The organism is Proteus genomosp. 4 str. ATCC 51469 (assembly GCF_003144375.1).
GTDB lineage: Bacteria > Pseudomonadota > Gammaproteobacteria > Enterobacterales > Enterobacteriaceae > Proteus.
The window spans coordinates 155,345-178,657 of the sequence record NZ_PENV01000012.1 but is presented as its reverse complement, the minus strand read 5'-3'; the positions used below and the strand labels follow the sequence as shown (position 1 = coordinate 178,657).

The 23,313-nt window shown below is 38.7% G+C and carries 24 protein-coding genes; 8 read left to right on the top strand and 16 right to left on the bottom strand.

The window, feature by feature from the left end:
* Window positions 1-31 precede the first annotated feature (31 nt).
* Complete coding sequence (gene tet(H), locus DK866_RS12460; RefSeq protein WP_109409164.1) at window positions 32-1,234, bottom strand: tetracycline efflux MFS transporter Tet(H); 1,203 nt, start codon at window positions 1,232-1,234, stop codon at window positions 32-34.
* 92 nt (window positions 1,235-1,326) lie between these two features.
* Between tet(H) and tetR(H) the strand changes: the two genes are divergently transcribed.
* A complete protein-coding gene (gene tetR(H) / locus DK866_RS12455; RefSeq protein ID WP_109409163.1) occupies window positions 1,327-1,950 on the top strand; it encodes a tetracycline resistance transcriptional repressor TetR(H) in 624 nt (207 codons plus the stop codon).
* A 2-nt stretch (window positions 1,951-1,952) separates the two neighbouring features.
* On the opposite strand, the gene DK866_RS12450 is transcribed toward tetR(H), so the two are convergent.
* Both DK866_RS12450 and DK866_RS12445 read right to left on the bottom strand, forming a co-directional pair.
* Complete coding sequence (locus DK866_RS12450) at window positions 1,953-2,897, bottom strand: sugar kinase (RefSeq protein WP_109409162.1); 945 nt, start codon at window positions 2,895-2,897, stop codon at window positions 1,953-1,955.
* Window positions 2,897-3,916 (bottom strand): SPFH domain-containing protein, encoded by a 1,020-nt coding sequence (locus DK866_RS12445; protein ID WP_109409161.1) that lies wholly within the window; start codon window positions 3,914-3,916, stop codon window positions 2,897-2,899. Before DK866_RS12445 ends, DK866_RS12450 begins: the two co-directional genes overlap by 1 nt.
* 153 nt (window positions 3,917-4,069) lie before the next feature.
* Here DK866_RS12445 and DK866_RS12440 point away from each other — a divergent pair, with 153 nt between their 5' ends.
* Window positions 4,070-4,783: an NUDIX hydrolase gene (locus tag DK866_RS12440; protein ID WP_109409178.1), complete on the top strand. Its 714-nt coding sequence runs from the start codon at window positions 4,070-4,072 to the stop codon at window positions 4,781-4,783.
* 28 nt (window positions 4,784-4,811) lie between these two features.
* Here the strand turns inward: DK866_RS12440 and aes are convergent, their stop codons facing one another.
* Window positions 4,812-5,780, bottom strand: a complete 969-nt coding sequence (gene aes, locus DK866_RS12435) for an acetyl esterase (RefSeq protein WP_109409160.1) — start codon at window positions 5,778-5,780, stop codon at window positions 4,812-4,814.
* Window positions 5,781-6,038: 258 nt separating this feature from the next.
* On the opposite strand from aes, the gene DK866_RS12430 reads away from it, so the two are divergent.
* On the top strand, window positions 6,039-6,464 hold the full coding sequence (locus tag DK866_RS12430) for a TonB family protein (protein WP_109409159.1): 426 nt from the start codon (window positions 6,039-6,041) through the stop codon (window positions 6,462-6,464).
* Window positions 6,465-6,539: 75 nt separating this feature from the next.
* Here the strand turns inward: DK866_RS12430 and DK866_RS12425 are convergent, their stop codons facing one another.
* From DK866_RS12425 to DK866_RS12370, 12 genes are all read right to left on the bottom strand, one after another.
* Complete coding sequence (locus DK866_RS12425) at window positions 6,540-8,039, bottom strand: helix-hairpin-helix domain-containing protein (protein WP_109409158.1); 1,500 nt, start codon at window positions 8,037-8,039, stop codon at window positions 6,540-6,542.
* A 27-nt stretch (window positions 8,040-8,066) separates the two neighbouring features.
* Complete coding sequence (locus tag DK866_RS12420; protein ID WP_109409157.1) at window positions 8,067-9,566, bottom strand: PP2C family serine/threonine-protein phosphatase; 1,500 nt, start codon at window positions 9,564-9,566, stop codon at window positions 8,067-8,069.
* On the bottom strand, window positions 9,566-10,606 hold the full coding sequence (locus DK866_RS12415) for a TerY-C metal binding domain-containing protein (RefSeq protein ID WP_109409156.1): 1,041 nt from the start codon (window positions 10,604-10,606) through the stop codon (window positions 9,566-9,568). The genes DK866_RS12420 and DK866_RS12415 overlap by 1 nt, the downstream gene beginning before the upstream one ends.
* A gap of 106 nt (window positions 10,607-10,712) precedes the next feature.
* Entirely contained in the window at window positions 10,713-11,351 is a 639-nt protein-coding gene (locus tag DK866_RS12410; RefSeq protein WP_072068977.1) for a vWA domain-containing protein, read from the bottom strand.
* Window positions 11,351-11,992: a TerD family protein gene (locus DK866_RS12405; protein WP_109409155.1), complete on the bottom strand. Its 642-nt coding sequence runs from the start codon at window positions 11,990-11,992 to the stop codon at window positions 11,351-11,353. The genes DK866_RS12410 and DK866_RS12405 overlap by 1 nt, the downstream gene beginning before the upstream one ends.
* Before the next feature lie 17 nt (window positions 11,993-12,009).
* Complete coding sequence (locus DK866_RS12400; RefSeq protein WP_109409154.1) at window positions 12,010-12,648, bottom strand: vWA domain-containing protein; 639 nt, start codon at window positions 12,646-12,648, stop codon at window positions 12,010-12,012.
* 526 nt (window positions 12,649-13,174) lie between these two features.
* Complete coding sequence (locus DK866_RS12395; RefSeq protein ID WP_109409153.1) at window positions 13,175-13,663, bottom strand: tellurium resistance protein TerW; 489 nt, start codon at window positions 13,661-13,663, stop codon at window positions 13,175-13,177.
* 307 nt (window positions 13,664-13,970) lie between these two features.
* On the bottom strand, window positions 13,971-14,915 hold the full coding sequence (locus DK866_RS12390; RefSeq protein ID WP_109409152.1) for an HpcH/HpaI aldolase/citrate lyase family protein: 945 nt from the start codon (window positions 14,913-14,915) through the stop codon (window positions 13,971-13,973).
* Complete coding sequence (locus tag DK866_RS12385) at window positions 14,915-15,991, bottom strand: cysteine protease StiP family protein (RefSeq protein WP_109409151.1); 1,077 nt, start codon at window positions 15,989-15,991, stop codon at window positions 14,915-14,917. Before DK866_RS12385 ends, DK866_RS12390 begins: the two co-directional genes overlap by 1 nt.
* A gap of 2 nt (window positions 15,992-15,993) precedes the next feature.
* On the bottom strand, window positions 15,994-16,764 hold the full coding sequence (locus DK866_RS12380; RefSeq protein ID WP_109409150.1) for a hypothetical protein: 771 nt from the start codon (window positions 16,762-16,764) through the stop codon (window positions 15,994-15,996).
* Window positions 16,757-17,893: a phosphoribosyltransferase domain-containing protein gene (locus DK866_RS12375; RefSeq protein ID WP_208624182.1), complete on the bottom strand. Its 1,137-nt coding sequence runs from the start codon at window positions 17,891-17,893 to the stop codon at window positions 16,757-16,759. Before DK866_RS12375 ends, DK866_RS12380 begins: the two co-directional genes overlap by 8 nt.
* 14 nt (window positions 17,894-17,907) lie before the next feature.
* Window positions 17,908-18,975 carry an ATP-grasp domain-containing protein gene (locus DK866_RS12370; RefSeq protein WP_109409148.1) on the bottom strand — a complete coding sequence of 356 codons (1,068 nt, stop codon included), beginning with the start codon at window positions 18,973-18,975 and terminating at the stop codon, window positions 17,908-17,910.
* Between the two features lie 323 nt (window positions 18,976-19,298).
* On the opposite strand from DK866_RS12370, the gene DK866_RS12365 reads away from it, so the two are divergent.
* The 5 genes from DK866_RS12365 to DK866_RS12345 are packed head-to-tail and all read left to right on the top strand — an operon-like array spanning window position 19,299 to window position 23,247.
* Complete coding sequence (locus DK866_RS12365) at window positions 19,299-19,883, top strand: TerD family protein (RefSeq protein ID WP_109409147.1); 585 nt, start codon at window positions 19,299-19,301, stop codon at window positions 19,881-19,883.
* Complete coding sequence (locus DK866_RS12360; protein ID WP_109409146.1) at window positions 19,884-21,062, top strand: TerD family protein; 1,179 nt, start codon at window positions 19,884-19,886, stop codon at window positions 21,060-21,062. It begins immediately after the preceding gene.
* Between the two features lie 25 nt (window positions 21,063-21,087).
* Window positions 21,088-21,543, top strand: coding sequence for a tellurite resistance TerB family protein (locus tag DK866_RS12355; RefSeq protein WP_109409145.1), 456 nt, complete (start codon window positions 21,088-21,090; stop codon window positions 21,541-21,543).
* 31 nt (window positions 21,544-21,574) lie between these two features.
* The gene (locus DK866_RS12350) at window positions 21,575-22,615 is read left to right on the top strand and encodes a TerC/Alx family metal homeostasis membrane protein (RefSeq protein ID WP_109409144.1); all 1,041 of its coding nucleotides are present in this window, start codon (window positions 21,575-21,577) and stop codon (window positions 22,613-22,615) included.
* 53 nt (window positions 22,616-22,668) lie between these two features.
* Complete coding sequence (locus tag DK866_RS12345) at window positions 22,669-23,247, top strand: TerD family protein (protein WP_072070083.1); 579 nt, start codon at window positions 22,669-22,671, stop codon at window positions 23,245-23,247.
* Window positions 23,248-23,313 lie beyond the last annotated feature (66 nt).

The window sequence follows — 23,313 nt, the reverse complement described above, 5'->3', positions numbered from 1 at the left end:
TAGTGGATAGGACTTTTATGATTTTTTAGCACTAAGAGGTTGAAATAACAGTTTTAGGTGTGACTTTTCTTTGGTGATAATAAGCAGTAATCAGCAACATGGCATAAAATATTGCTCCCATCAACCATAGCAAACCATCCCAATAAGCGATGCTATAACTATAAATAAAGGCAAATAAGAGTGGGCCAATAATTCCCGTGATATTGGTTAAACTGACGAGTGTGCCTTGCAGTTTCCCTTGTGCATTATCATCGACAGATTTTGATAAATAGCCTTGTAATGCCGGTTGTCCCATTCCTCCCGCGGCCAAGCAGATCAATGCGGGTAATATCACCCAAACTTGGCTTACCCACGCTAATAATAAACAGCCCATCATATCAATAGACATACTGATCATTATGGTGGTTTTTTCGCCCCATTTCTGCGCTAATTTTCCAGCAACAACGGCCTGAAAGAAAATATGTAAGACACCCAGAGCTGCCAAAGACATACCGACCGATGTCGTATTCCAATCAAAACGGTATTGTGTAAATAACACCCAAATTGTGGCAGGGATTTGACCGATAAGTTGGATGATAAAATAGGCTGCCAGCCAAAAATAAAGGCTTTTCTTAATGAATCCCGTGACTAAATTTGATGTAGTTTGGTTTTCTGGCGTGTTATTTGCAACAAGCACTTCTCTTTTTTGTGTTTCACGGAAAAAGAGCAAAGAGAGTATTAATAATATTGAGTGTGAAATAGCCGCAAAGATAAATGGCGTATGAGCAGTTATTTCACCTAATAGCCCACCTAACATAGGGCCAATAATCAGGCCAACCCCAAAAGCACCGCCTAAAAAGCCAAAATAACGAGTTCGATTTTTAGCAGGAGTAACATCGCTCATCGCTGATGCACATACAGCACCTGTTGCACCGGTGATGCCCGCAATAATACGCCCAATATAGAGCATCCAAAGCGTCGTTGAGAATGCCATTAAGAGATAATCAAGTGCTGCACCTAAAAGGGAAAATAGCAAGATAGGTTTTCTACCGTATTTATCAGACAGCCGCCCTAAAATAGGTGCAAAAATAACCTGCATGGTAGCATAGAGCGCTAATAGCACACCGTAATGAGTTGCGAGTGAATTTTCACTGACAAATTCATTTAATAGCGTAGGGAGTACTGGCATGATAAGCCCAATACCAATGGCATCTAATACGGTTATCAGCAGTATAATAATAATTGATTTATTCATTGAGATCCTAAAAAATCTATCAGTGATAGAGTGAGTGTAAAATATCTCTATCAGTGATAGATTGTCAAGGCTATTTTATTTTGAGGTAGATAATGGCAAAGCTAGATAAAGAACAAGTTATTGATAATGCGTTAATTTTGCTTAATGAAGTGGGGATAGAAGGCCTAACAACGCGCAAATTAGCGCAAAAAATAGGGGTAGAGCAACCCACATTGTATTGGCATGTGAAGAATAAACGTGCGTTGTTAGATGCATTAGCAGAAACTATTTTGCAAAAACATCATCATCATGTTTTGCCATTACCTAATGAAACATGGCAGGATTTTTTGCGAAATAACGCGAAAAGCTTTCGCCAAGCCTTATTAATGTATCGTGATGGTGGCAAAATTCATGCAGGAACTCGCCCATCTGAAATCCAGTTTGAGACATCAGAACAACAATTACAGTTTTTATGTGATGCTGGATTTAGTTTATCTCAAGCCGTATATGCGTTGAGTTCTATTGCACATTTCACATTAGGTTCAGTTCTTGAAACGCAAGAGCACCAAGAAAGCCAAAAAGAGCGTGAAAAAACAGAGCCTAATACTGTTCACTATCCGCCATTATTAACTCAAGCTGTTGCCATTATGGATAGTGATAATGGTGATGCTGCGTTTTTGTTTGTCCTTGATGTGATGATTTCAGGACTTGAAACGGTATTAAAGAGCGCTCATTAAAGTTAAATTCGTTGACGCCCTTTTTGGCTAATTAATTGCCCTTGTATATCTGCGATACCAATATGCGCTATGCAGCCTGCATTAAACTGTAAATAGTCATCTTCGATACCATCAGAAAAAATAACCCCATTTTCTGGCATCAAAGACTCTAATTGTAACGGTGAGTCAGGCTCAATAGTGCCAAAAGTCAGTGCAACACCAGTTGTTCTGCTAGGAAACGGCTCTCTGACACTAAATTGTAGCTTTCGAACACCCCAATCAAAACCTTGTAACAGAGGATGCGAAGCTTCTCCTGTTATTGCCATTGCACCTGCAAGAATGGATTGAAACCACCCCGTTGATCCCAATCCTGTAGACACAATGATGCCTGATGAGGATTGTGCTTCTTGAGCACCACTCCATTGTAAAATATACCGTGCGGAGGTGTGACTTTTAGGGCCAATAAATAAATCATTAACGGCTAATAGTGATTGACCATCATTGGTTGTCGCTTGCGCAAAAGTGACCGTTTTAAATGGCATTTTTTGATTAATAGTATTAATGACAGTCTCTTTTAATTGTCCTATTTCAAAGGGTAATAATTTACCATCCCATCTTGATGGATCAGGATTTATTGCAATGATAGGCTGCCCGTTGAGATATTTCAGTGTATTAGCCACAAGCCCGTCTTGACCAATCACCACCACAATATCGTGGGGTGAGAATTGATAGCTAGGTAATAAATTTCGTTCTAATAGCTGAAATCGTCCTAGTGACTTTAAAATCAACTCAGCTTCTGTTAATTGTTTTTGGTATAGATTGTGTTCGTTGAGGTAATCCTTTACCTCAACATTATTGTGTTCTAAATAAAATTTGGCTTGTGACCAAGTATTGAAGCGCTCGATCAATTCCTGTAAACGGCTTTTTCTCATCACTAACACGAAGCGAAAATCGTTGTTACGTTGCATTATTTACCGCCTTTTTTCATAAATTGGCTAAATAAATCAGGAGTAATATTCAATTCGCCGATTTTTCCTGAATTAAGCGCTAAAGTTTCAAATGCCATTGCCATTAACTGTTGTGAGTCCATTTTTGCTAGCGCCATGGCTTTTAAGTTTTCAACTGGCAATTCACGGTAAGCACGCATGGTGGCTTCAATGGCGTAGGCATCAGCTTCTGATTGTGTTCGCTGATTTTCAGCACTTAACGCGACCAGCTCTTTGCGTTTTGCTTCTGCATTAACTTTGGCTTCAAGGCGTTCTTTTTCAATCTCAGCTTGTTCGCGTAATAATGTACGTTCGTTTTCTAAACGTGCTTCTTCAATTTCTTGTCGTTTACGTTGAACCGATAAGTCAGTTTCTAATTCTGCTTCTTTAATGGTGCGCTCTTGTTCAACGGAGAATTTACGGCGCGCATAAATTGCATCATCGGCTTCTTTCAGTAAGGATTCTCTCGCTTCAGCTTCTAGTGCTTTTAAGGTTTCTGGTGATGGTGTGATCGCCGCAATGGAGACATCCAAAATCGCAATACCTAATGCTTCTAATGATGGATGTTCAACTAATTGCTCCATCACCAAAGTGACTAATGATTGGCTGAGTAATAATGCTTCTCTAAGTGGGGTACTTTGGATCTTTGCTTGAATTAAGGTTTGTGCAATACGTACAACGCGATCACTGAGTTTGAGTGGATCTTCAGAGGCATACGATTTGCCGTTTTTGCTCAAGTTAAAGTTGAGTACTTCTGCAGCTTTTTCTGGAGATTTAACCTGAAATGAGATTTGCCCTTGAATGCGTAATCCCTGAAAGTCTGCGGTTTGGAAGTTAAAAATAAATGGTGCTTCTTGTGCATTTAAAGGTAATGCTGCAATGGAGGTTGTGGCAGAGTTATACCAAAAACTTAAGCCTTTACCTTGTTGGCGAACGCTACCATTGACGGATTTGATAATAAATGTTGATGAATCAGCTTTAAAGTAATTTAAGTTAAACATAGTGTCTCTCCAATTAGTGTCTTTATGACAATAATTGAATTGTGTCTTATCGACACTATGCTTGTCAACTGATTTAGTGTCTTTATGACAAAATTTGATTTTTTGCTGTTTAACCTTAAAATAGCCTTATCGTTTTCTAATAAAGCTTACGCCATGAATGAACAAGATTTTTTAGCCAGTTATAACCGTCGTGATTTCCTATCTCCACTGATCACCGTTGATGCCGTACTGTTTACTTATCATGAAGAGCAGTTAAAAGTGTTGTTGGTGAAAAGAGGGGAGCATCCTGAAAAAGGAAAATGGGGTTTACCCGGTGGATTTGTCGATGAAGTGCAAGACAAATGCCTTGAAGATACAGTGCTAAGAAAATTAAAAGAGAAAACGGGCGTGATCCCCCCTTATATTGAGCAACTCTGTTCTGTGGGAAATAGCCAGCGTGATGTAAGAGGTTGGTCGGTGACGGTTTGTTATACCGCGTTGATTGCACATCAAGCCTGTGAAGCGCATATCGATACTGTGGATTCAGTAATGTGGTTGCCGATTGATGAGGTTACACAACAAAGCTTAGCGTTTGATCATCAAGAGTTAATTACACAAGCGAGAGAGCGTTTAAAGCAAAAATCACTCTATTCAATTGTTCCCGGATTTGCATTACCCGAAGTGTTTACCTTGCCTGAGTTACAGCATGTTCATGAAATTCTGATTGGGAAAGAGATCCAGAAAAAATCCTTTAGACGACGCATTGAACAAGCAGATTTATTGATTGATACAGGAGAAAAACGGGCAGAAAGAGGACGCCCTGCAAGTCTGTATCGACTTAAAGAGGCGTCTGCGGATTATCGGTTTATTCGAAATCTTGAGTTTTAATAGGCTGACATTTTATAAAGATAACGGTTTACAAGATCAGCTGTTTTACAAAATAGTGAGCGCCATCTCGAATGGCGTCATCTGCCACTTTCATCATACGTGAGTAGTGTAAAAAGGCATGTAATGTGCCGGAATACATTTTATATTCACAAGGTAATTGATGCGCTTCCAGGGTTTTAAATAGCGTCAGACTATCATCAATAAGTGGGTCGTATTGTGCGCTGGCGATAAAGCAAGGTGGAATATCTTGCGTTAAATCATTATTAAATAAGCAATAATAAGGTGCGTCACGACTGCCAAGTGCGGTTAAATATGCATTATCATATTCTTCTAGATCTTGCTGGCGCAATCCATCCCATTCTCCCCCATAAAGTCGGCGGCTGGTGGAATCACGTAAGCCATATAATCCATACCAAAGTAAAGCTGCACTCACTTTGCCACAGTGAATGTGTTTGTCACGTAACCATAATACGGTGGCAAGTGATAACATGGCTCCCGCAGAATCACCAGCAAAACCAATATGTTGCGTATTAATATCATAGTGTTTTGCATTTTGATGATAATACTGACAAACCTGTGCTGATTCATCAATGGCTTGAGGGTAGCACGCTTCTGGTGATAGTGAATAATCAATACCAATAACAGTACAACCAGTATAGCTGGCAAGCAGCCGCATAATGCGATCGTGAGTATCTAAATTCCCTAAAATAAAACCACCGCCATGCAGATAATAGAGTGTTGCGGATGTTTTTTCTTTGGGTTTATAAAGACGTGTTAATACATTTCCATAAGAAGTACTAACCGAAATATCTTGTATGCTAAACATCTCTGGCGCATCTGCATTCCAATAACGCCTATCTTGATTATAAGCAAGCCGCATCGATGGATAGCCATCATTTTCTGGTGCAGGTTGCGGATTATCTGCATAAAATTGCATAACTTGTTTCATCTCTGGCGAAATAAGCTCTAGCACATTGATTTTATTTTTAGTTTTCATTCATGCCTCCAATTATCACTGTAGGGTATTGTAAATAATGGGGCTTAATAAACTGAGATCTTGATATCCAATATTGAACGTTAGCGTTAAATGGAAAGGGTGAGAGGTAAATATGTGATCTGACTTGGATTTAAATAAAATGGCTAAAATAGGATTAATTGCACAGTTTTTCTTAACTAAATAACTAAATTGAGAATAGAAATGATTATGAGATGTGTTATTGTATTTTTATATTTAATCTTATTTTAGAAAAGAAAAATGAAAATAAAATTAGCTATTTTAAGTTTACTTTGCAGCACTATTTTATTAAATGGATGTGCGACTCAATCAATACAGCCGGATACTCAATCTAATTTGTTATTGAAACCAAAATTAGCCGATGAACCAGAGAAAATGACTCAAAGTGAAATAGATGGGTTAAATCTAGCGTTTAAAAATCACCCTAAGAATTTATCACGTCCATTACCTAATTATCCTGTAAAAGCTTATTTTCAAGGTATTGAAGGTGAACTAAAGGCGAAATTTGATGTTGATGAAAATGGGCATGTACAAAATATTAGGATGTTAGATTCACCTTTAGTGGATGTTTTTGGTTTGTCACTTATTCACGCTATGGAACAATGGCGCTATGAAACAGGAAAACCAGCAAAAGATTTAAATTTGGTTATGAAATTTAAGCTTTGAGCTCAAGATTAAATTTAATACCATGAAAAAAGAGAATAATCCGCGATAAATTAAACAGATTATTCTCTTACTTTATTAATTTGATACTAATTGCACCACAACAAGTCGCCCGCCTTCTTCTGTCGATAACACAAATTGCAACCCATCTGTTAGTGCAATTTTATCGCCAATCGCTATCTGCTTTTTCTCTGGTAATACCATTAATCCATCAATACGCTCATTAACAAGCCACCATGTTGAATTGTGATAAACAAAATAACCTACACGTTTTTTCTGTTCATCGGTGGTGCGTTCATTAGGCGCAATAAGGCGATTAACATGCCAAGGAAACAGTGATTGATTACTCCAAACCATTAAGCGGTGATCGTCAGGTCTGAAACTACCCGCTTTACGTGAAGAATAAAGATTTAAAATCGGTAATTGCCCTTTATATGGCGTATGACAATAAGGACAAACGGGCTGTGTTTTTCCTGAAAAAACATACCATTGCTGTTCACAATTTTTATTCTGACAAGGCTGAACTAAATCTACTGTTTTGACTAAAGCGGTTTCCCATTCATCTGCAGTAGGCCGTTGTGAAGGATCGTGTAATCCTGTAATAAAGGCTCTTTCAAAAAGAGGTGTTAGGTAAGGCCCCATAATAGTGTATGGGATTTTTTTAGGATCAGCCCAAGGTAGAGATGACGGTTTTACCTGATTCAATTTTACCGCATTGCTATGATCTGTTGGGTGTTCAATAAACAGTGCTTTTTCACCCATAGAGAGTGTCTCATCTCTCATTTCATCGTCAAGATCGTGAATTTTACCGCCACGTAATGGGTGGCGATAAAACAGATACATATAGATTAATACCGCAAGAGCGTGTCTATCAGTGGTGATACTTGGCAAAATACGATTAGGATCTTCTTTCGGTAAATGGCTGGTTTTTACCACTTCAGGTGCAATAAAATCAGGTGTTCCAACAACATCAGGCGGGTATTTGCCGGGCACTACTAAACCGTCAATATCAATGACACAAGCATGACCTTGTTCAGGATCGATAAGGACGTTTTTATAGCTTAAATCACTATGGCATAAACCAGCTGCATGCATTCGGCGAACGGCACGAGAGAGCAATAAACAGACTTTCAGGTAATTTAATAAATTGCCTCTTTCACGAGGATCGAGAAATTTATTTTGGTTGTTGGCACTTGCAAACCATTTACCTTCTTTTTCGCGGCCTTTTATCGCTAGAAAGTCGTTGTTTTTAGAGCCATATTTAAAGAAAAAGTGGGATTGATACGTCGGCACCACAATACCGATTTTACCTTGATGTTCAACAACATCTGTTGGCCAGCAAAAGAGGTTTTTCCAATATTCTCCGCCACTTTGCTCAAAGATATTATGACGATAAGAGCCTGTTATCATATCGATTCTATCTTTGGCTTGTGCGTTTTGTTTTGTCTTATAAAAGGCAACAACATAGGTTCTGTCAGGGGAAAAATAGACATCTTTCATTGAGCCAGAGCCAATAATTTCATTGACGTACTGAACTGTTTTTCCACTTTGTGTTGTACAGGTAATGATATCTGCCATGAAACTCACCTATTTTTTCTTTGATGATCACCACGCCACAACCAGAGTGCGGTCATCGTGATTGCCTGCTGAAAAGAAATTTAGCCATTCGGCCAGTGTTTGATCAGCGGTTTCTGGTGAGGCTAAACAAGGCGATATTTCATCAATAAGCGCTGCCCATTTATTGGGATCTTGTAAGCCGTTATCTGTTTCAAACTTCGGATCAGACACACCATCTGTCATTAATATCAGGTGTGAAATTTCGCTCCATTTACCAATAATAATGCGTCGATTAAATTCGATATCATTAAGCGCATTATCATCAAGAAAACGGGTTTGTCCTGCATATTCACCACTATCAGGAATACCTAAAACGCGGACTTTTCCAGCGGGTCCATAAGCGGCAATTGCACCATCACCCATCCAAAAGGCTGCTGCAAATAGCTCATCATTGATACGTAAAGTCACTGTTGCCAACAGTGTAGTTGAAAATGATTTTACGGGTTCATTAATGCGAATGGCTTCATTTTTTAGGTGATTAATCGCAAGCTGTGACGCATTGTGAAATAGCTTAGAAAAAAAGTTGCCTACCTGCCTTTTCTCATTTTCATCATCCCATTGGTGAATGGTGTTGAGATAAGGGGCTAATGCTGGATTTTTTTCAATGTTCAATTGTTCTTGAAGGTATTCACTGACCACTTTGGTGACAATGCGTGAACCTTCACGAGAGTAGCGAGCACTACCTGCACCGTCAGCGACAATTAAAATATTCCATTGGCTTTGGCTATCGTGATGAATATAAAAATCGTCATCACGAAATGTACCTGCATGTTCATGAGAGCGACCACGACGACTTGCTCCTGCAATACGAATACCGTCTTTAAGAATAAGTTTGCTATCAATATGTGCTTTAGGATAAGGGCTATTTGCGGGAGGTTCGTTAATTTGCCATAAGCTACGAGGATCAGGATTAATGATTAATAAGACGTCATTGTGATAGCAAATGGCATTAACAGACCAATGGACAACCAATGTGAAATTGCCACTTTTTGTTGGTGTGCCGACTAAACAACAACTTTCGGCATCAAAGGTTATGCCGAGAGCTTCCGGAAAATTTACAGACTCAATTTGTGCAGTATCAAGCGTATCTAATTCAATATTAATCGAAGAATTAAATTCGCTACCGACTTTGGCATTAGAAAGGGTGATTTTGGCCGTAGGGCGGTGAATAATCGGTTTCTCTATTGGTATTGGTGATGAGTGTGTAGGAATTTGCCCTGGTTTTAATGGGTTTTCTTTTGGTAGTGATGTTTCGTCAGAGGCTAAATTGCGCGCAGGTGGCAATAACAGAAGAATAGGTTGTACTTTGTCTTGTGGTGTTATTTTTTCTGTTGTTTTTGCTTTAATTTTATCAATAATAAAATCAATATGTTGAGCAATTTCTGTATCTTCATATAACGCAATAATGAGCTCTTCATGTACCGCAATGCGTTGCGAAGTTAGCGTATCATCAATAATCAGTTTTGTGAGTAGGGCTTTCTTATCCATTAGCCTTTACCTCGAGTGACATCAAAGTCAGATTGATTGCTGTTATTTCCAAAGGTGATGCTGTTATCACACCATGGGCAAATAACTGTTTCAGGGCCATTTACACAGAGTAATTTACCACATTGGCAAACGGCAAAAGCAGTGGCATTACCACAATAAGGGCAACCAGGAGTGCCATGAAGCTCACTGGTATTTACTTGATATGCCGTAGCGCTGAGATCACTCCATGCAAAGTAATCTTCATTTAAGGTGTAGCAGCCTGTTAAATTAAACCCATTGAGGTTTAGGTTAAAATCAAGTCCAGAGGTTTTCATGGGGGGGCGTTCATATTTCATTAAATAAGGTGAGCGTGTGTGGCTACAACGGCCGACAAATGTGACACAAGATTCATCATAGGCACGAGCTACATCATCTTTCGCAAGGCGAACAATTTGCTCGGTTTTGCTTAAAAGTGGGGGTGTTTCCTCGCCAACACTCCGACTATGAGAAACCACAGACATTGTTATCCATTTTATAAAACGGGTGAAATCGCCTTCTTGTGCTTCAGTAAATAACAGCACATTTTCAGTTAATTGTGATAGCGCGTGTAAGTCAGCACTTAAGCCTAATCCAATCGCAATTAAGTTAACTTTGTTGGCGTAGTGAGCTTTCCAGCGCTTGATCTCTTGTGCGTAATCATCAGTTGGTCTGCCGTCAGTAAGAAGATAAACAACAGGTTTCCAATCACCTTTTTGCTCAAGGGTGGTTTTTCTTACTTGAGTGTCGATTTGGTGAGTGAGTTCTCGTAACGCACTGCCTAGTGATGTGCCACCACCAAGAGGAAGCTGAGGGGGATAAAAAGAGACAACTTCAGTGAGTGGAACAATGGTTTTCGCTACGCCAGCAAAGGCAATGACAGAAACCCAAGCAGTTTCAAGAGCGTGAGGATCTCGCCTGAGATCGCTAATAATAGTCGTAAGACCGTCATTCATCTTTTTTAGGTTTTCACCTATCATCGATTCTGAGCAATCTAACACAAAGAAAATAGGTAGCCTTCTCATTGTTATACCTTATCACTTTATAGTGGCTGTTATATATTTGTGATGGATAAATCAAAGCCTAAATAAAATAAAAGCAAAGCCTGTTTTAGCGCTTTGCTTTTGTGGATCATAGTACTAACTGAATTTCAGGCGGCGGTGGTGGTAATGTGTCTTTATCGGTGTTAATGCCCGCACTGGAACTGCCAGATGCGACACTAGCAGAAACCCATTTGAAAAAGCCTGAGAAGGCGTTAGAGTCTAATGTTTCTAATGCCACTACTTGAGATGTGAGCTCTTTAAGGTGGTCATGTTTGGCTTTTGGACCAACTGCACAGGCGATGATCGAACCAAATGAGCGTTTTTTCACTTCTTTAATGGCTTCACCATAGGCGTAAGCATCAGAAGGGGTGCCATCTGTCATTAAGAAAACCAGTGGGCGCCAGTCACCTTTTTGATCACCATCAGAGCGTTTAATATCACGATCAACACACTTGATTAAACATTCAAGAGCTGCACCAGTAAATGTGCCACCAGAGCTAGGAACGGTGATATCAGTGAATTGGAAATCTTCTAATGCCGTTAAAGGAATAAATTCACGTGCTTCATTATCATAAGTGATAATTGAGATATGTACACTTTCTAATGCGTAGGGATCTTGTCTCAATGCATTTAGCATTGTTTGTATTCCTACGTTAACGGCATGAATAGATTCACCTCTCATTGATCCTGATGTGTCAATAAGTAGGTAAACAGGAAGTCTTCTCATTAGGTAAAGTCCTTTAAGTAAGAAACAAAACTATCTGAACTTGAAGGTTCACCAATAGCGTTAAGTTTCCAGCCATTTTCTTCTCTGACTAATTCAGCAAATAACATTGAGCGTTGATTATTGAAGGCTTCGCCTCCTGATAAATCAAAACGAGCCATTTCTACATTTTTAGCATCAACGGCGCGGATAAAGGCATTTTGTACTTTACCAAAGTGTTGTTGTAGTTCACGCCCATTGTAAATCTGAACAATAAAGACGATTTTGGTAAATTTAGGATCTAAGGTATTTAATTTTGCGATGATCTGTTCATCATCCCCATCACCAGCACCTGTACGGTTATCACCTGTTAACCAGATTTGCCCAGATTTATGTTTAAGGCTATTAAAGAAAATAATATCGCCATTAACAAGAGAAGGTTGTCCACCTTCAATTTTACCCAGATCATTGACCTTGCCGTTTTCACCACATAAAAAGGCGATAACGTCTAAATCGTATTCTTCGCTTTTTTTGCCAAAAAGCCCACCAAGGAATCCGCGTTTTTCTTCGTTGATATCCCAACCTAAACCGATAGTGACAGAGGAAAGGTCATATTCATTTTTCTTTAAACTAATACCTTGTCCTTTTTTTAAACTCACTGACATATTCATTCCTTTTTTATTTAAAGTACAACGTTAACCTCAGGAGGAGGTGGTGGTAAGTCATCAAGATCACTAATATCTTTTTTGGTTAAATCGACTTTTTGGCTACCGACAGAAATACTGGCTGAAACCCACTTAAAAAATGATTTTATGGTGTTAGAATCCGCCGTATCTAGCTGTAATACAATCTCAGTAATATTTTTTAGTACATCCGTTTGTGCAGATTGTCCTGCTGCGCAAGCAATCACAACACCAGTACGGGCTACTTTAAATTTCTCAACGCCTTTTTTCCAATCGTCAGTTGGTGCGCCATCAGTCATTACAAAAACAAGCGGTCGCCAATCACCTTTAGTTTCAGCGGTTGTTTTTTGTACTTCGTTTTCAATACGATCAGAAACTAATGTGAGCGCCTCACCTAATGCTGTTGTTCCACTTGCAACTAAGTCAGGTACGTTAAAGTTAATTAAATCAGTGAGTGGAATAATTTGTTGTGCAGTTGAATTAAAGGTGATGATAGAAATATAGGCGGTTTCTAATGCGTAAGGATCTTGGCGTAATGTTGATAAGAGCATTTCAACGCCATTCTTTACTGCTTCAATAGGTTCGCCATACATAGAACCCGATGTATCAAGTAAAAGGTAAACTGGCAATCTTCTCATGCATTTATCCTGTTAGTGAGATAGGAATAAGCGGTTAATATACTAACCGACTGATGAACGTGTTGAATTGAGATTATGCTTAGTTTAATTAAATTAGGCAAAAAACGCAGTGATGATTGTCCGATATTATTAATCTGAAAGAAGATCACATAAAAAGTAAAATAAAAGAGAATTTAATCCACATTCACTCTTATTTTGTGTAGTTAATGGGCGTTTATTATTAAAGATATTTTTAATTGATTAGTCTTAATTGGAATAATCTTAAAAGAATGACTAATAAAGATTAGGTATAAATGCTTTTTATTTATATAATATTAAATAATTTAATAAAAAAACAAGTAAATTCAATTAATTGTGTTTGTTTTAATTTTCCATTAAAAATAATTGAAAATAAAACTACAACTCATTAATTATATAAAAAATATTTATTTAATAAGTATTTTATTTAATTTATTATTGATTGTAAAAATAGCTTGATACTAATGTATCAAGCTATTTCTTAATATATATTATTGTTTTTTTTAACCTATTTTTTGTCTTTTTCTTTTTCAGCTAATTCAGCAAGTGTTGATTGAATTAAATTTTCAATATAATGGTCAACCAATAATTCAACCGCTTCACTGCGTGTGGAATTATTTAAATAAGATAATCTGTCAATTTTGCGCAATGCTGACATTTTTAATGAAAGTGAAACCGATTTCTTCTTATCTTTATCAAGATAAACTCGGCTTGTCATTCCATTATGACGAAGATCTTCACTGGCTGATAATGCCTCACGCATACGACGTAAGGTTTTATTATCAAGTTGACCACGTTCAGTCATTTGATAAGCTCGAGACGCTTTACTGTACTTTATTTCAGCGTCATAAGAATCTCTTATCTCTTTTAAAACGCGAGTTAACGTTGGCTCTGAGCATTCAAGAGCAGAAATAATCTTAATGGTTGGAACCTTTTTTCCCGAGCTTAAAAGGGTTGCCAGTGTAAAGACTCTGACCTGACGAGTGCTTAATTGCATGCTTAGTTACCACTTATTCTGTCATTCGTGTGTTAAAATATTCGGCTGTAATTTTTATTATTCTTGTTCTTACACTTTATTTACAAGTATCAGAAACATTACAAGTATAAATAAAATAAGCGTCCTATTAAATGTAGTATAAAATAATAATTCAAATCAAAAAAATGACTTTTTAAATAAAAAAAGTCGGTTTTGTTTTTATAAGTTCTAGTTAAAGATAACATATTTTGACTAGAAACTTATAAATCAAAATCAAGATAAGATAATTATTTTACCTTATCGAGTTCATCACCTGCTATAGAGTGTTTTATGTTGCATTAAAACGTTGAGCATTATTTTGTTGGTTAGGAATAATGCCATAAATTTTAGCTCTGGTTAAAATACTCAATGCCCAGCGACGATGTGTTGCAGGTTCACACATCGCACCTTGTGATTTAAAGACGGCTTGCGTTGAGTTTAAGATACGTAAAGCATCTGAGTGGTCGGATTGAGATACCATGAGGGCTTGTTCAATCTTGTGAATTTGCTTTGGATGTATCGCCGTTTTACCAACAAGACCATTAGCAATATCAAGAGCAAGCTCTTTATCCATAATATGGTGATCATCAATATGCTCACAAACTGGCGCGGTGAGAGCAAACTGACGAGCACCAAATACAGCAACTAGCATTTTTATGACATAACCCATTGGGCCATCATAAAGTGTTAACTGGCGATTACGTCTTAGCGAAATCACATTCATTAAGTCATTGCCACCAATACGTAACGCGATAATTCTGTTATGACAAGGGTGAGTCAGTAGGTGGTTTGCAAGCGCTGTCATTTGAATAACATCAAACACCTCTTCGGTTTCAAGAGTTGGCATCATACATAAATGCGTGTTCTCAATGATATTCCACCAAACTGGTAAAGAGGCTTGAGTAAATTTAGGCAATACAAGGCCATCAATAGCACTGACATCAAGGTTTTCAGTGATCCATTGGCCCATTTCCGTATGGCGAGGGCGAATAAATAGCAAAGGCCAATGGCTACAATCATGGTTCTTTTTATGCTTTGCCAACTTAGTTAATAACGTAGCCAAATTTTCTAATGCCAGCGGAATATCAGCATCGCTAACCGCATCTTCTAAACAGATAATTAAAGAGCGTAACCCTTCAATTTTCTGATCGATAATCGTTGTCGCAATATCTGTTCGAGTTGCTGGCATATAAAGCGTTGCCCCTAAATTCCACGGGGATAATCGTTCAATCATTATTTCACCTTTTTAATGATAGTCACTGCACGATATTGACCAAGCGCTTGCCCTGCTTCAATAACAGCAATATTTTTTTCTTGTGCAAGATAAACCAGTAATGCCACATCAGGATCAGTTATCTCTCTCACAAGAACATGGTCAGGTACACGGCGTAAAACAGCGCGTGTGGCTTCAGCAATACCGGGTTTTATACGATTGATATTTGAAATATCATATTTTTTTGCAAGTGAACTAACGACGTTTTCGCTTAGCTTTTTTAAGCCTGATTGTTGTTCTTTAAATGTGGCATGTGGAATATCGTTATCAATCAAGCGATCAACGACTTTTCCTACAATATCAACAAGGTATCGACTACATTCATATTGTTTTAAATGTTGGCAATCGACAAAACCATGAAAACCTTTTTCTGTCCAAATTGAACGTGAAATTAATCCTGAAACGGGGGCGCCCATGATCCCAAAGGGAATAAGCCAATCTTCATCACTGGCACTTAGCCATGCGCAACCACAAGGATCTGCAAGGACGACAAGACGTGGTTGTGGGGGATAGCCTTTGCGTCCGGTTAACGAGCGAATTAACTCACCTGTAATAGCGCCTTTTCCCGTCCAACCATCAACAAAAACAATTCCTTCTGTACCGTGATGTTGTTCAATCCATGAAAGCGCTTCGCTATCAATGCCTCTATCTCGAATAATGCTTATTCCATAGTGATAAGAGGTTTTTCCCATTTTGCGCAATGTTTGTTGCAACATTACGCCTAAAGGAACACCTGCACGTACAAGGCTTGTTAGAATAATCGGGGTATCACCAAAGCGTTCAATAAGGGATTTTGTCAACATAATCACTTCAGTTGCTAAGCGCGTCGCACCGGTTTCTAGCGCTTTTTCAAAGAGATCAAGATGCCATGTTGTGGGTTCTGGCTCTTGGCTTAGCATGTCAGAATAGTGACGTTTACCCGATTGTATTAGCTCTTCCTTTAACTCAACCGGCGTCATTTCAATATTGACGGGTTGAAGTAGAAAATCGACATCACCTGATACATAAGATCCTGAAAACGGTTTATGATCCATCATGTTTATTCTCCAAAAATTTTTGTGTTGATCGCCTCAGCAAATTGGCTTTGGCGAGGAAGCCCATACCAACTGCACAATTTCATAAAGCGATGATCACTCAGACTATCGCCTAAACCAATGACAGGAAAAACGCCACGTTCTGCCTTTAATTTATTAAGCAAATAGGTGACGGCTTTACCTTTTTCAATAGGTTCAGGTAACCAAGCAATATTGTTACTGTTGCGATGAATATAAAAACCTTCGGTTGAGAATGTTTTTTCTATCTCATCACCTATGGCGTATAGCTCTTCTAGTCGGGTGCTATCGTTATGCTTCATCACTAAATAAATAGGCAAATCACCATATTCATAGTTAATTCGAGCCCAACCATCAATATGTCGTTCCGCCATTAATTGCGTAATGGATTGTTGTAGTGCGAGCAAACGTTGTGTATATGGCGTTAAGCTTTGAGTGATATAGCTTTGCCACTGGGCATCTGCTGTGCCTTCAGGGGTTAATACCACAGCACCATGTGTGGTAATTACCCATGAATAAAAAGGGATCGTGACTCGGCTTATTTCTTCTGTACCCCGCGCGGTAACAGGAATTAAGTCAGCATGTTCTAGCATCCAATCTACTAGCATGGCTTGTTCTTGCGTCATAAAGCTACGAGGCTCTAAGCTTCTGTCTAATGCCCCTGTTTTATAGGGTTCTAGCGCTAATTCATCTATCATTTTGCGACGCGTTTGAAATAAGGTGTCGTCGAGATCAGTTAAAATAACGGGCTTAGTCATAACTAATTACCTCAACAATTGGTGCAACTTTATTAAGGGCTTCAATCAGTTGGTTATCAATACTGTCAATCGGGGTTTCACAACAAAGTAAAATACGATCAAATTGTTGGTGTGCCACGTTATAGACAAAATTAGGAATGCCTAAACCATAATTATCAGTAAAAGTAATCGCTGACTGAATAGCAAAATTGGTTGAAATCGGTGAACGTGTTGTCGAGCTATATTTTACAATAGCACCTTGTTTTTCAAGACGTTCGGCCAATAAGAATGGTTCCCAGACAAATTCTCCCGACCCTAATACAAGAATTTTTTCATCAACTGATACTTTGATAGTTAAACCAAGATCATTTGCAGGCGTTGTCATTCCTAATCGACCCCAGCTTTGTTTGCCTGTAATCGCAACTTGACCTGATGCCGTAATATTAACATTAGGCATAACAGGTAGGGGGGCATTAGGATCAGCATCCCATTGCCATTCACCTTGAACTAAAGAGAGAGTCTTAATCGGTAATGGGGAACGCTCAGAGATAGAATCACCACTCCAATCAGTTAAGGTTACCGCAATAACCTGCTCAATATGGGTTAATCCACCTTCTTCACGCAGTGCTGAAAGCAGGTTAATAAAGGTATTGCCCGTAGTGGCTTCATCATCAATTAATACAACGGTTTTTGCTTGTTGTACCCACTGGCGTTGCTCTGCTGTTTTAGGCAAATAGAGTAAGTGATCGGTCGCGTGGCTGTGATTTTCTTTAAATTCACACAGCAATTCACCCTGCTCAACAGGATGACGTGTTGATGTTAAATAAACAGCTTGTTGATAGCGATTTCTCACTTCATCAAAAACGCCAGCACCTAAACCTACAGCAGTTTCTGCCATACCAATAAATAGAACTGGGCCTTCAAGTGAGTCAGGAAATTGACAGGCAAGCCTTTGATAGGTTTTACGCATTTTTTTCGGTGAAACAGGGATATGACGCCCCAATACTTTGCTGACAAATAAAAATGCACGCTTAGGATTGCGTCTTTCTGCAATATCAAATAATTCATCAAGTAACTCAATAGGGCAATTTGGCGTCACGCTCAATGTGCCACAACTAAGCTGGCGACGATAAACTAAAGAGTCACTCATGCCATTTTTCATTATTAATTATTATCCGTACTTATTACGTTTGTTAACGTTGAATTGAAAACAATAGAATCGGTGATTGAGCGTATTTTTGTCGGTGTAAAATAGTTATTTTGAGCTTGAGCCTCTTCAATACTCATCAATCCCAATTGGCGTAAAGCAAAAATACCAGCAAGGTTAATGCCGCAGTGTTGGGTATAACCGATGCCACCGGAAGGGCGCATATTAATTTCAAGTAATAATGGATGGCCTTGATGATCATTTCGGGTTTGAACATTCACAAGACCATCTGCTTTCATCGCAGTGGCACACGCTTTGCCTAATTCATAGGCTTCACCTGAAATTTCTAAATGTTGTATTGCACCTTCTTTGCGTCGAGCAACAGCAGCAATAACATTGCCTTGCTCAACAACCATATCAACAGAGTATTCAGGGCCAGGTAAATAAGGCATGAGCACTAATGGCTCAAAGTGTTCAACCGCTTTTAATGCATCAACATATTGTTGTGGATTAACTTGGCGATTTTCTGGGTGGTTAAACAGCGCCATCGGCGAAACCTGATTATCAAAGCGCCAAAAGCCCATTCCATAAATGCCTTTTACTGGCTTAATGCATAAAGGGATCTCACCAAAAGGTAGATTTTTTATTTGTTTTTCTAATTTATCGATTGAGTCAATATAAATGGAAGGTACAACAGGAAGACCGCATTGTTCCATAGCTTGTGCAAAAGCGACTTTATTATCAGCTAATTGAAGCTGTCCGAGCTCAGTTGCACCTGTGGTTAATTTTACCCCTAATGACTCAATTTCTTTGTGGTGTAATTCAAACCATGCGCCATTGCGCCCAGTATGAATGGCTTTGACTTGATGTTGTTTTACAACATCAGCGATAAATTTTAAGCGTAATGCCTCTTCAATAGGTTCATAAAAAGCCCCATCAGCAAGCGATAAAATCTCATTTCGTGTATGGCGATGAGATGCGAGCACAAAAATTTCTTGGTGCTGCTGTTTTGCAAAGTCTTTAACACTTTGAATAATATCGCGTTGTGATGATAAACCTTCCATAAACCAAATCGTATTGTTCATTACGCTGTATACCGTGAAATAAAAGTGTAGGGTTCAAGTCCTATAATCATGAAGTTTTCGAAGAACTGTGTCAATCATAATATGATTTATTTGATTTTAGTTTAAATTAGACTAACCAATAACGTTATTATTATAATTATTTTGTGTTTTTATAATTTATTTTTATAAAAATATTAATTATATCAATTGGTTGACAAAACTTTAGATTCAAGTGGTAAAAATAGTCTTGCTCATGTACTTCATCATGATATGATGATTTTTATGATATGGATTTAGTCACAAATGGCATTGTTATTTCACTCTACCTCTGAAGGAATTTAATTATGGTTTCATTAAGCAAGAATCAAACAGTTTCTCTCAGTAAACAAGCACCTACACTGAGCCATTTAATGTTTGGTTTGGGCTGGGATCCAATTAAGAAAAAAGGATTATTAGGTGGTCTTTTTGGTGGTGGTGGTTCTATTGATTTAGATGCAAGTTGCGTTTTACTTGACGCAAATGGCAATCAAATCGATACCATTTGGTTTCGCAAATTAAAATCAAGTTGTCAGTCAGTGGTTCACTCTGGTGATAACTTAACTGGAGACGGTGACGGCGATGATGAAACTATTTTCGTTGATTTAGACCGTTTACCAACAAATGTTGAATACTTGGTCTTCACTGTAAATAGTTTCCGAGGACAAACATTTAATGAAGTTGAAAACGCATTCTGTCGAGTTGTTGATAAAACAACTAATAAAGAGTTAGTGCGTTATACCTTAACAGAGCAAGGCTCTCATACTGGTATTGTGATTGCGTCAATGCAACGTAATCATGGTCAATGGGATTTCACCGCGTTTGGTGCACCTTGCAAAGGCCGTGTTATCAACGACATGATGCCTGATATAGTGGCGACGGTGGTGCGATAAATGAATATGACTCCCGGTGGAAATGTCCCCGTTCCTAATCAAACATTAATCGTTCGTATTCAATCTGGCGCACCTGTTGATGTTTCCGCTTTTAGACTTTATGCCTCAGGTAAAGTGAATGGCGATGCCGATATGGTGTTTTATGGACAAACAGCGAGTGATGATCGCACTGTTATTTATGCAACAGCAGGAAATAGCACTTCTTTTACCGTAGATTTAACACGTTTACGTCCTGATGTTGAAAAAATTGCGTTTACAGCGACTTGTGAAGGTCAACAAACTATCGCAAATTTACAACGATTATCGATTCAAGTTGAGGCTAATAATGAGGTCGTTGCGAATGGCAATGTTGATATTAACGGTCGTCCTGAAGCAGCACTAATTTTAGGTGAATTGTATCGTCGTAATGGTAGTTGGAAGTTCCGTTTTATCGCTCAAGGATTTAACGGTGGCTTAAAACCATTAGCTGAACATTTTGGGGTTGATATTGCAGACTCTGAACCAGCACCAGCACCAGCACCAGCACCAGCACCAGCACCGAAACCAGCTCCAGCGCCAAGTTCGGTGAACTTAAGTAAGGTTTCTCTAACCAAAGAGAAACCTGCAATCAGCCTAACGAAGAAAGATGATTTTGGAAAAATTCGTATTAATCTTGATTGGCATCGTGAAAGTAAGAGTGGTGGATCAGGGTTATTGGGTGGATTGTTTGGCGGAAATAAAGGTATCGACTTAGACATTGGTGCTTTTGTTGAACTTCAGCAAGGCCATAAATCTGTTATTCAAGCATTAGGAAACGGATTTGGTGATTTCAATCGTATTCCTTATGTTGAATTACAAGGTGATGATCGTACGGGAGATGTTGCTGGTGGTGAATGGATCTTTGTGAATGGACGTGAATGGAAAAATATCAAGCAAGTGCTGATTTTCGCGTTTATTTATGAAGGTGTACCGAATTGGAGCAAAACGGATGGCGTGGTTACCATTCATGTACCTGATCAGCCACCTATCGAAACACGCTTAACTGACGGTAATAATGGTCGTGGCATGTGTGCTATAGCACGACTGGTTAATGAGAACGGCTCAATCAGAGTTGAACGTCTCAATGAGTTTTTTAAAGGCCACCGTGATATGGATAATGCCTACGGGTGGGGATTTCGCTGGACAGCGGGTTCTAAGTGATCAAGTTGATATAAGGAAAAGTAACATGAGTTTTTTTAACAAATTAAAAGAAGGTTTTAATACGGGACGTTCTGAGTTAGCAAAGCAAGTTGGTCGCTTTAAAAATAAAAAATTTATGCAAGGAACGGTAGCTGTCTGTGCGCGTATCGCTATCGCCAGCGACGGTGTGAGTTCTGAAGAAAAACAGAAGATGCTGGGTTTTTTAAAAGCATCGGATGAACTTAAAGTCTTTGATACCTCTGAGGTGATTGAATTCTTTAATAAGCTAATTACAAGTTTCGAGTTTGATACTGAAGTCGGTAAAGGCGAAACCATGAAGTATATTCTGGCAATGAAAGATCAGCCAGAAGCTGCGCAATTAGCTATTCGTGTTGGTATCGCTGTTGCGAAAAGTGATGGTGATTTTGACAATGATGAAAAAGAAGCGGTGCGAACTATTGCTGTTGCATTAGGCTTTCAACCCGCAGAATTTGATTTGTAATTAATTTATAGGGAACCGTTCAGGAATTATTATGGTATCCACACATATTGGTTTTCCGACAGAAACTGTCATTGTCTTTGTAGTACTTGCGATTGGCGCTATTTTTATCGACTTATTCATGCATCGTGCTGATAAGCCGATAACGTTAAAGAATGCCATATTTTGGTCTATATTCTGGGTTGCTATTGCTATGGCATTCGCAGGATTCCTTTATATTCATCATGGTGCAGAAGTTGCGAGTTTATTCGTAACAGGTTATGCATTAGAGAAAGTGCTTTCCATTGATAATTTGTTTGTCATGATGGCGATTTTCTCGTGGTTTGCAGTGCCTGACCGCTTCCGTCACCGCGTTCTTTATTGGGGTATCATTGGTGCTATCGTTTTCCGTGGGATCTTTGTTGCCATCGGTACAGGACTGTTAAGTTTAGGACCATATGTTGAGATAGTATTTGCCTTAATCGTTGCTTGGACGGCAGTTATGATGCTGAAAAGTGGTGATGATAGTGAAGAAATTGAAGACTATTCACAACATCTTGCTTATCGCTTAGTAAAACGATTTTTCCCTATATGGCCAAAAATCACTGGACACGCTTTTTTGTTAACACAAAAAGAAGTTGATGTTGAATTAGCGAAACCTGAAAACAAAGATGTCACTATCGGTCGTGGTACAAAAGCTGCTCTATATGCAACACCACTTATGTTGTGTGTGGCAGTCGTTGAGCTTTCTGATGTGATGTTTGCTTTCGATTCGGTTCCCGCTATTATCGCAGTAAGCCGTGAACCCCTAATTGTTTATAGTGCAATGATGTTCGCAATCTTAGGCTTACGTACGCTTTACTTCGTGTTAGAAGCGTTAAAACAGTATCTCGTTTACCTTGAAAAAGCGGTTATTGTGCTGTTGTTCTTTATTGCTGCAAAATTAGGTTTAAATGCAACAGATCATATCTGGCAACATGGATACAGCATTTCCGCGACAACTAGCCTATTTGTAGTGCTTGGTGTTCTTGCTCTGGGGATTATTGCAAGTTTTGTATTCCCAGAAAAAAAAGATGATCAAGGTAAGACAAACTAATACATATTCTTGAAAAATCAGAATATTAAAAACAAAACTAAAGAGGTTATAAAATGAGCGTTTCTCTTTCTAAAGGTGGTAATGTCTCTCTGAGCAAAGCAGCCCCAACGATGAAAAACGTCCTTGTCGGACTAGGTTGGGATGCCCGTTCTACAGATGGTCAAGATTTTGACTTAGATGCATCTGTATTTCTGTTAGCTGCAAATGGAAAAGTGCGTAGCGATGCCGATTTCATTTTTTATAACAATTTAAGATCTGCTGATGGCTCAGTTGTTCATACCGGCGATAACCGTACGGGTGAAGGTGATGGTGATGATGAAGCACTGAAAATCAAATTAGACATGATCCCGAATGATGTCGATAAGGTTATTTTCGTTGTCACTATCCATGATGCACAAGCACGCCGTCAAAGCTTTGGCCAAGTATCAGGTGCATTTATTCGTTTAGTTAATGATGATAACCAAATTGAAGTTGCTCGTTATGACTTAACTGAAGATGCATCAACTGAAACGGCAATGTTATTTGGCGAGTTATATCGTCATAACGCAGAGTGGAAATTCCGCGCTGTAGGTCAAGGTTATGCGGGTGGTTTAGGATCAGTTTGTGCTCAGTACGGCATTAATGCCTCTTGATAGTCGATTAGTAAGATACTAACCGCTGGCAGTCATAATATGTGATTGCCAGATTATTCAATAAAG

Bases quoted from the DNA above. Each gene is read 5' to 3' on its own strand.
- DK866_RS12450 (WP_109409162.1), bottom strand. From the start codon at position 2,897: ATGCAACGTAACAACGATTTTCGCTTCGTGTTAGTGATGAGAAAAAGC.
- DK866_RS12445 (WP_109409161.1), bottom strand. From the start codon at position 3,916: ATGTTTAACTTAAATTACTTTAAAGCTGATTCATCAACATTTATTATC.
- DK866_RS12440 (WP_109409178.1), top strand. From the start codon at position 4,070: ATGAATGAACAAGATTTTTTAGCCAGTTATAACCGTCGTGATTTCCTA.
- aes (WP_109409160.1), bottom strand. From the start codon at position 5,780: ATGAAAACTAAAAATAAAATCAATGTGCTAGAGCTTATTTCGCCAGAG.
- DK866_RS12430 (WP_109409159.1), top strand. From the start codon at position 6,039: ATGAAAATAAAATTAGCTATTTTAAGTTTACTTTGCAGCACTATTTTA.
- DK866_RS12425 (WP_109409158.1), bottom strand. From the start codon at position 8,039: ATGGCAGATATCATTACCTGTACAACACAAAGTGGAAAAACAGTTCAG.
- DK866_RS12420 (WP_109409157.1), bottom strand. From the start codon at position 9,566: ATGGATAAGAAAGCCCTACTCACAAAACTGATTATTGATGATACGCTA.
- DK866_RS12415 (WP_109409156.1), bottom strand. From the start codon at position 10,606: ATGAGAAGGCTACCTATTTTCTTTGTGTTAGATTGCTCAGAATCGATG.
- DK866_RS12410 (WP_072068977.1), bottom strand. From the start codon at position 11,351: ATGAGAAGACTTCCTGTTTACCTACTTATTGACACATCAGGATCAATG.
- DK866_RS12405 (WP_109409155.1), bottom strand. From the start codon at position 11,992: ATGTCAGTGAGTTTAAAAAAAGGACAAGGTATTAGTTTAAAGAAAAAT.
- DK866_RS12400 (WP_109409154.1), bottom strand. From the start codon at position 12,648: ATGAGAAGATTGCCAGTTTACCTTTTACTTGATACATCGGGTTCTATG.
- DK866_RS12395 (WP_109409153.1), bottom strand. From the start codon at position 13,663: ATGCAATTAAGCACTCGTCAGGTCAGAGTCTTTACACTGGCAACCCTT.
- DK866_RS12390 (WP_109409152.1), bottom strand. From the start codon at position 14,915: ATGATTGAACGATTATCCCCGTGGAATTTAGGGGCAACGCTTTATATG.
- DK866_RS12385 (WP_109409151.1), bottom strand. From the start codon at position 15,991: ATGATGGATCATAAACCGTTTTCAGGATCTTATGTATCAGGTGATGTC.
- DK866_RS12380 (WP_109409150.1), bottom strand. From the start codon at position 16,764: ATGACTAAGCCCGTTATTTTAACTGATCTCGACGACACCTTATTTCAA.
- DK866_RS12375 (WP_208624182.1), bottom strand. From the start codon at position 17,893: ATGAGTGACTCTTTAGTTTATCGTCGCCAGCTTAGTTGTGGCACATTG.
- DK866_RS12370 (WP_109409148.1), bottom strand. From the start codon at position 18,975: ATGAACAATACGATTTGGTTTATGGAAGGTTTATCATCACAACGCGAT.
- DK866_RS12365 (WP_109409147.1), top strand. From the start codon at position 19,299: ATGGTTTCATTAAGCAAGAATCAAACAGTTTCTCTCAGTAAACAAGCA.
- DK866_RS12360 (WP_109409146.1), top strand. From the start codon at position 19,884: ATGAATATGACTCCCGGTGGAAATGTCCCCGTTCCTAATCAAACATTA.
- DK866_RS12355 (WP_109409145.1), top strand. From the start codon at position 21,088: ATGAGTTTTTTTAACAAATTAAAAGAAGGTTTTAATACGGGACGTTCT.
- DK866_RS12350 (WP_109409144.1), top strand. From the start codon at position 21,575: ATGGTATCCACACATATTGGTTTTCCGACAGAAACTGTCATTGTCTTT.
- DK866_RS12345 (WP_072070083.1), top strand. From the start codon at position 22,669: ATGAGCGTTTCTCTTTCTAAAGGTGGTAATGTCTCTCTGAGCAAAGCA.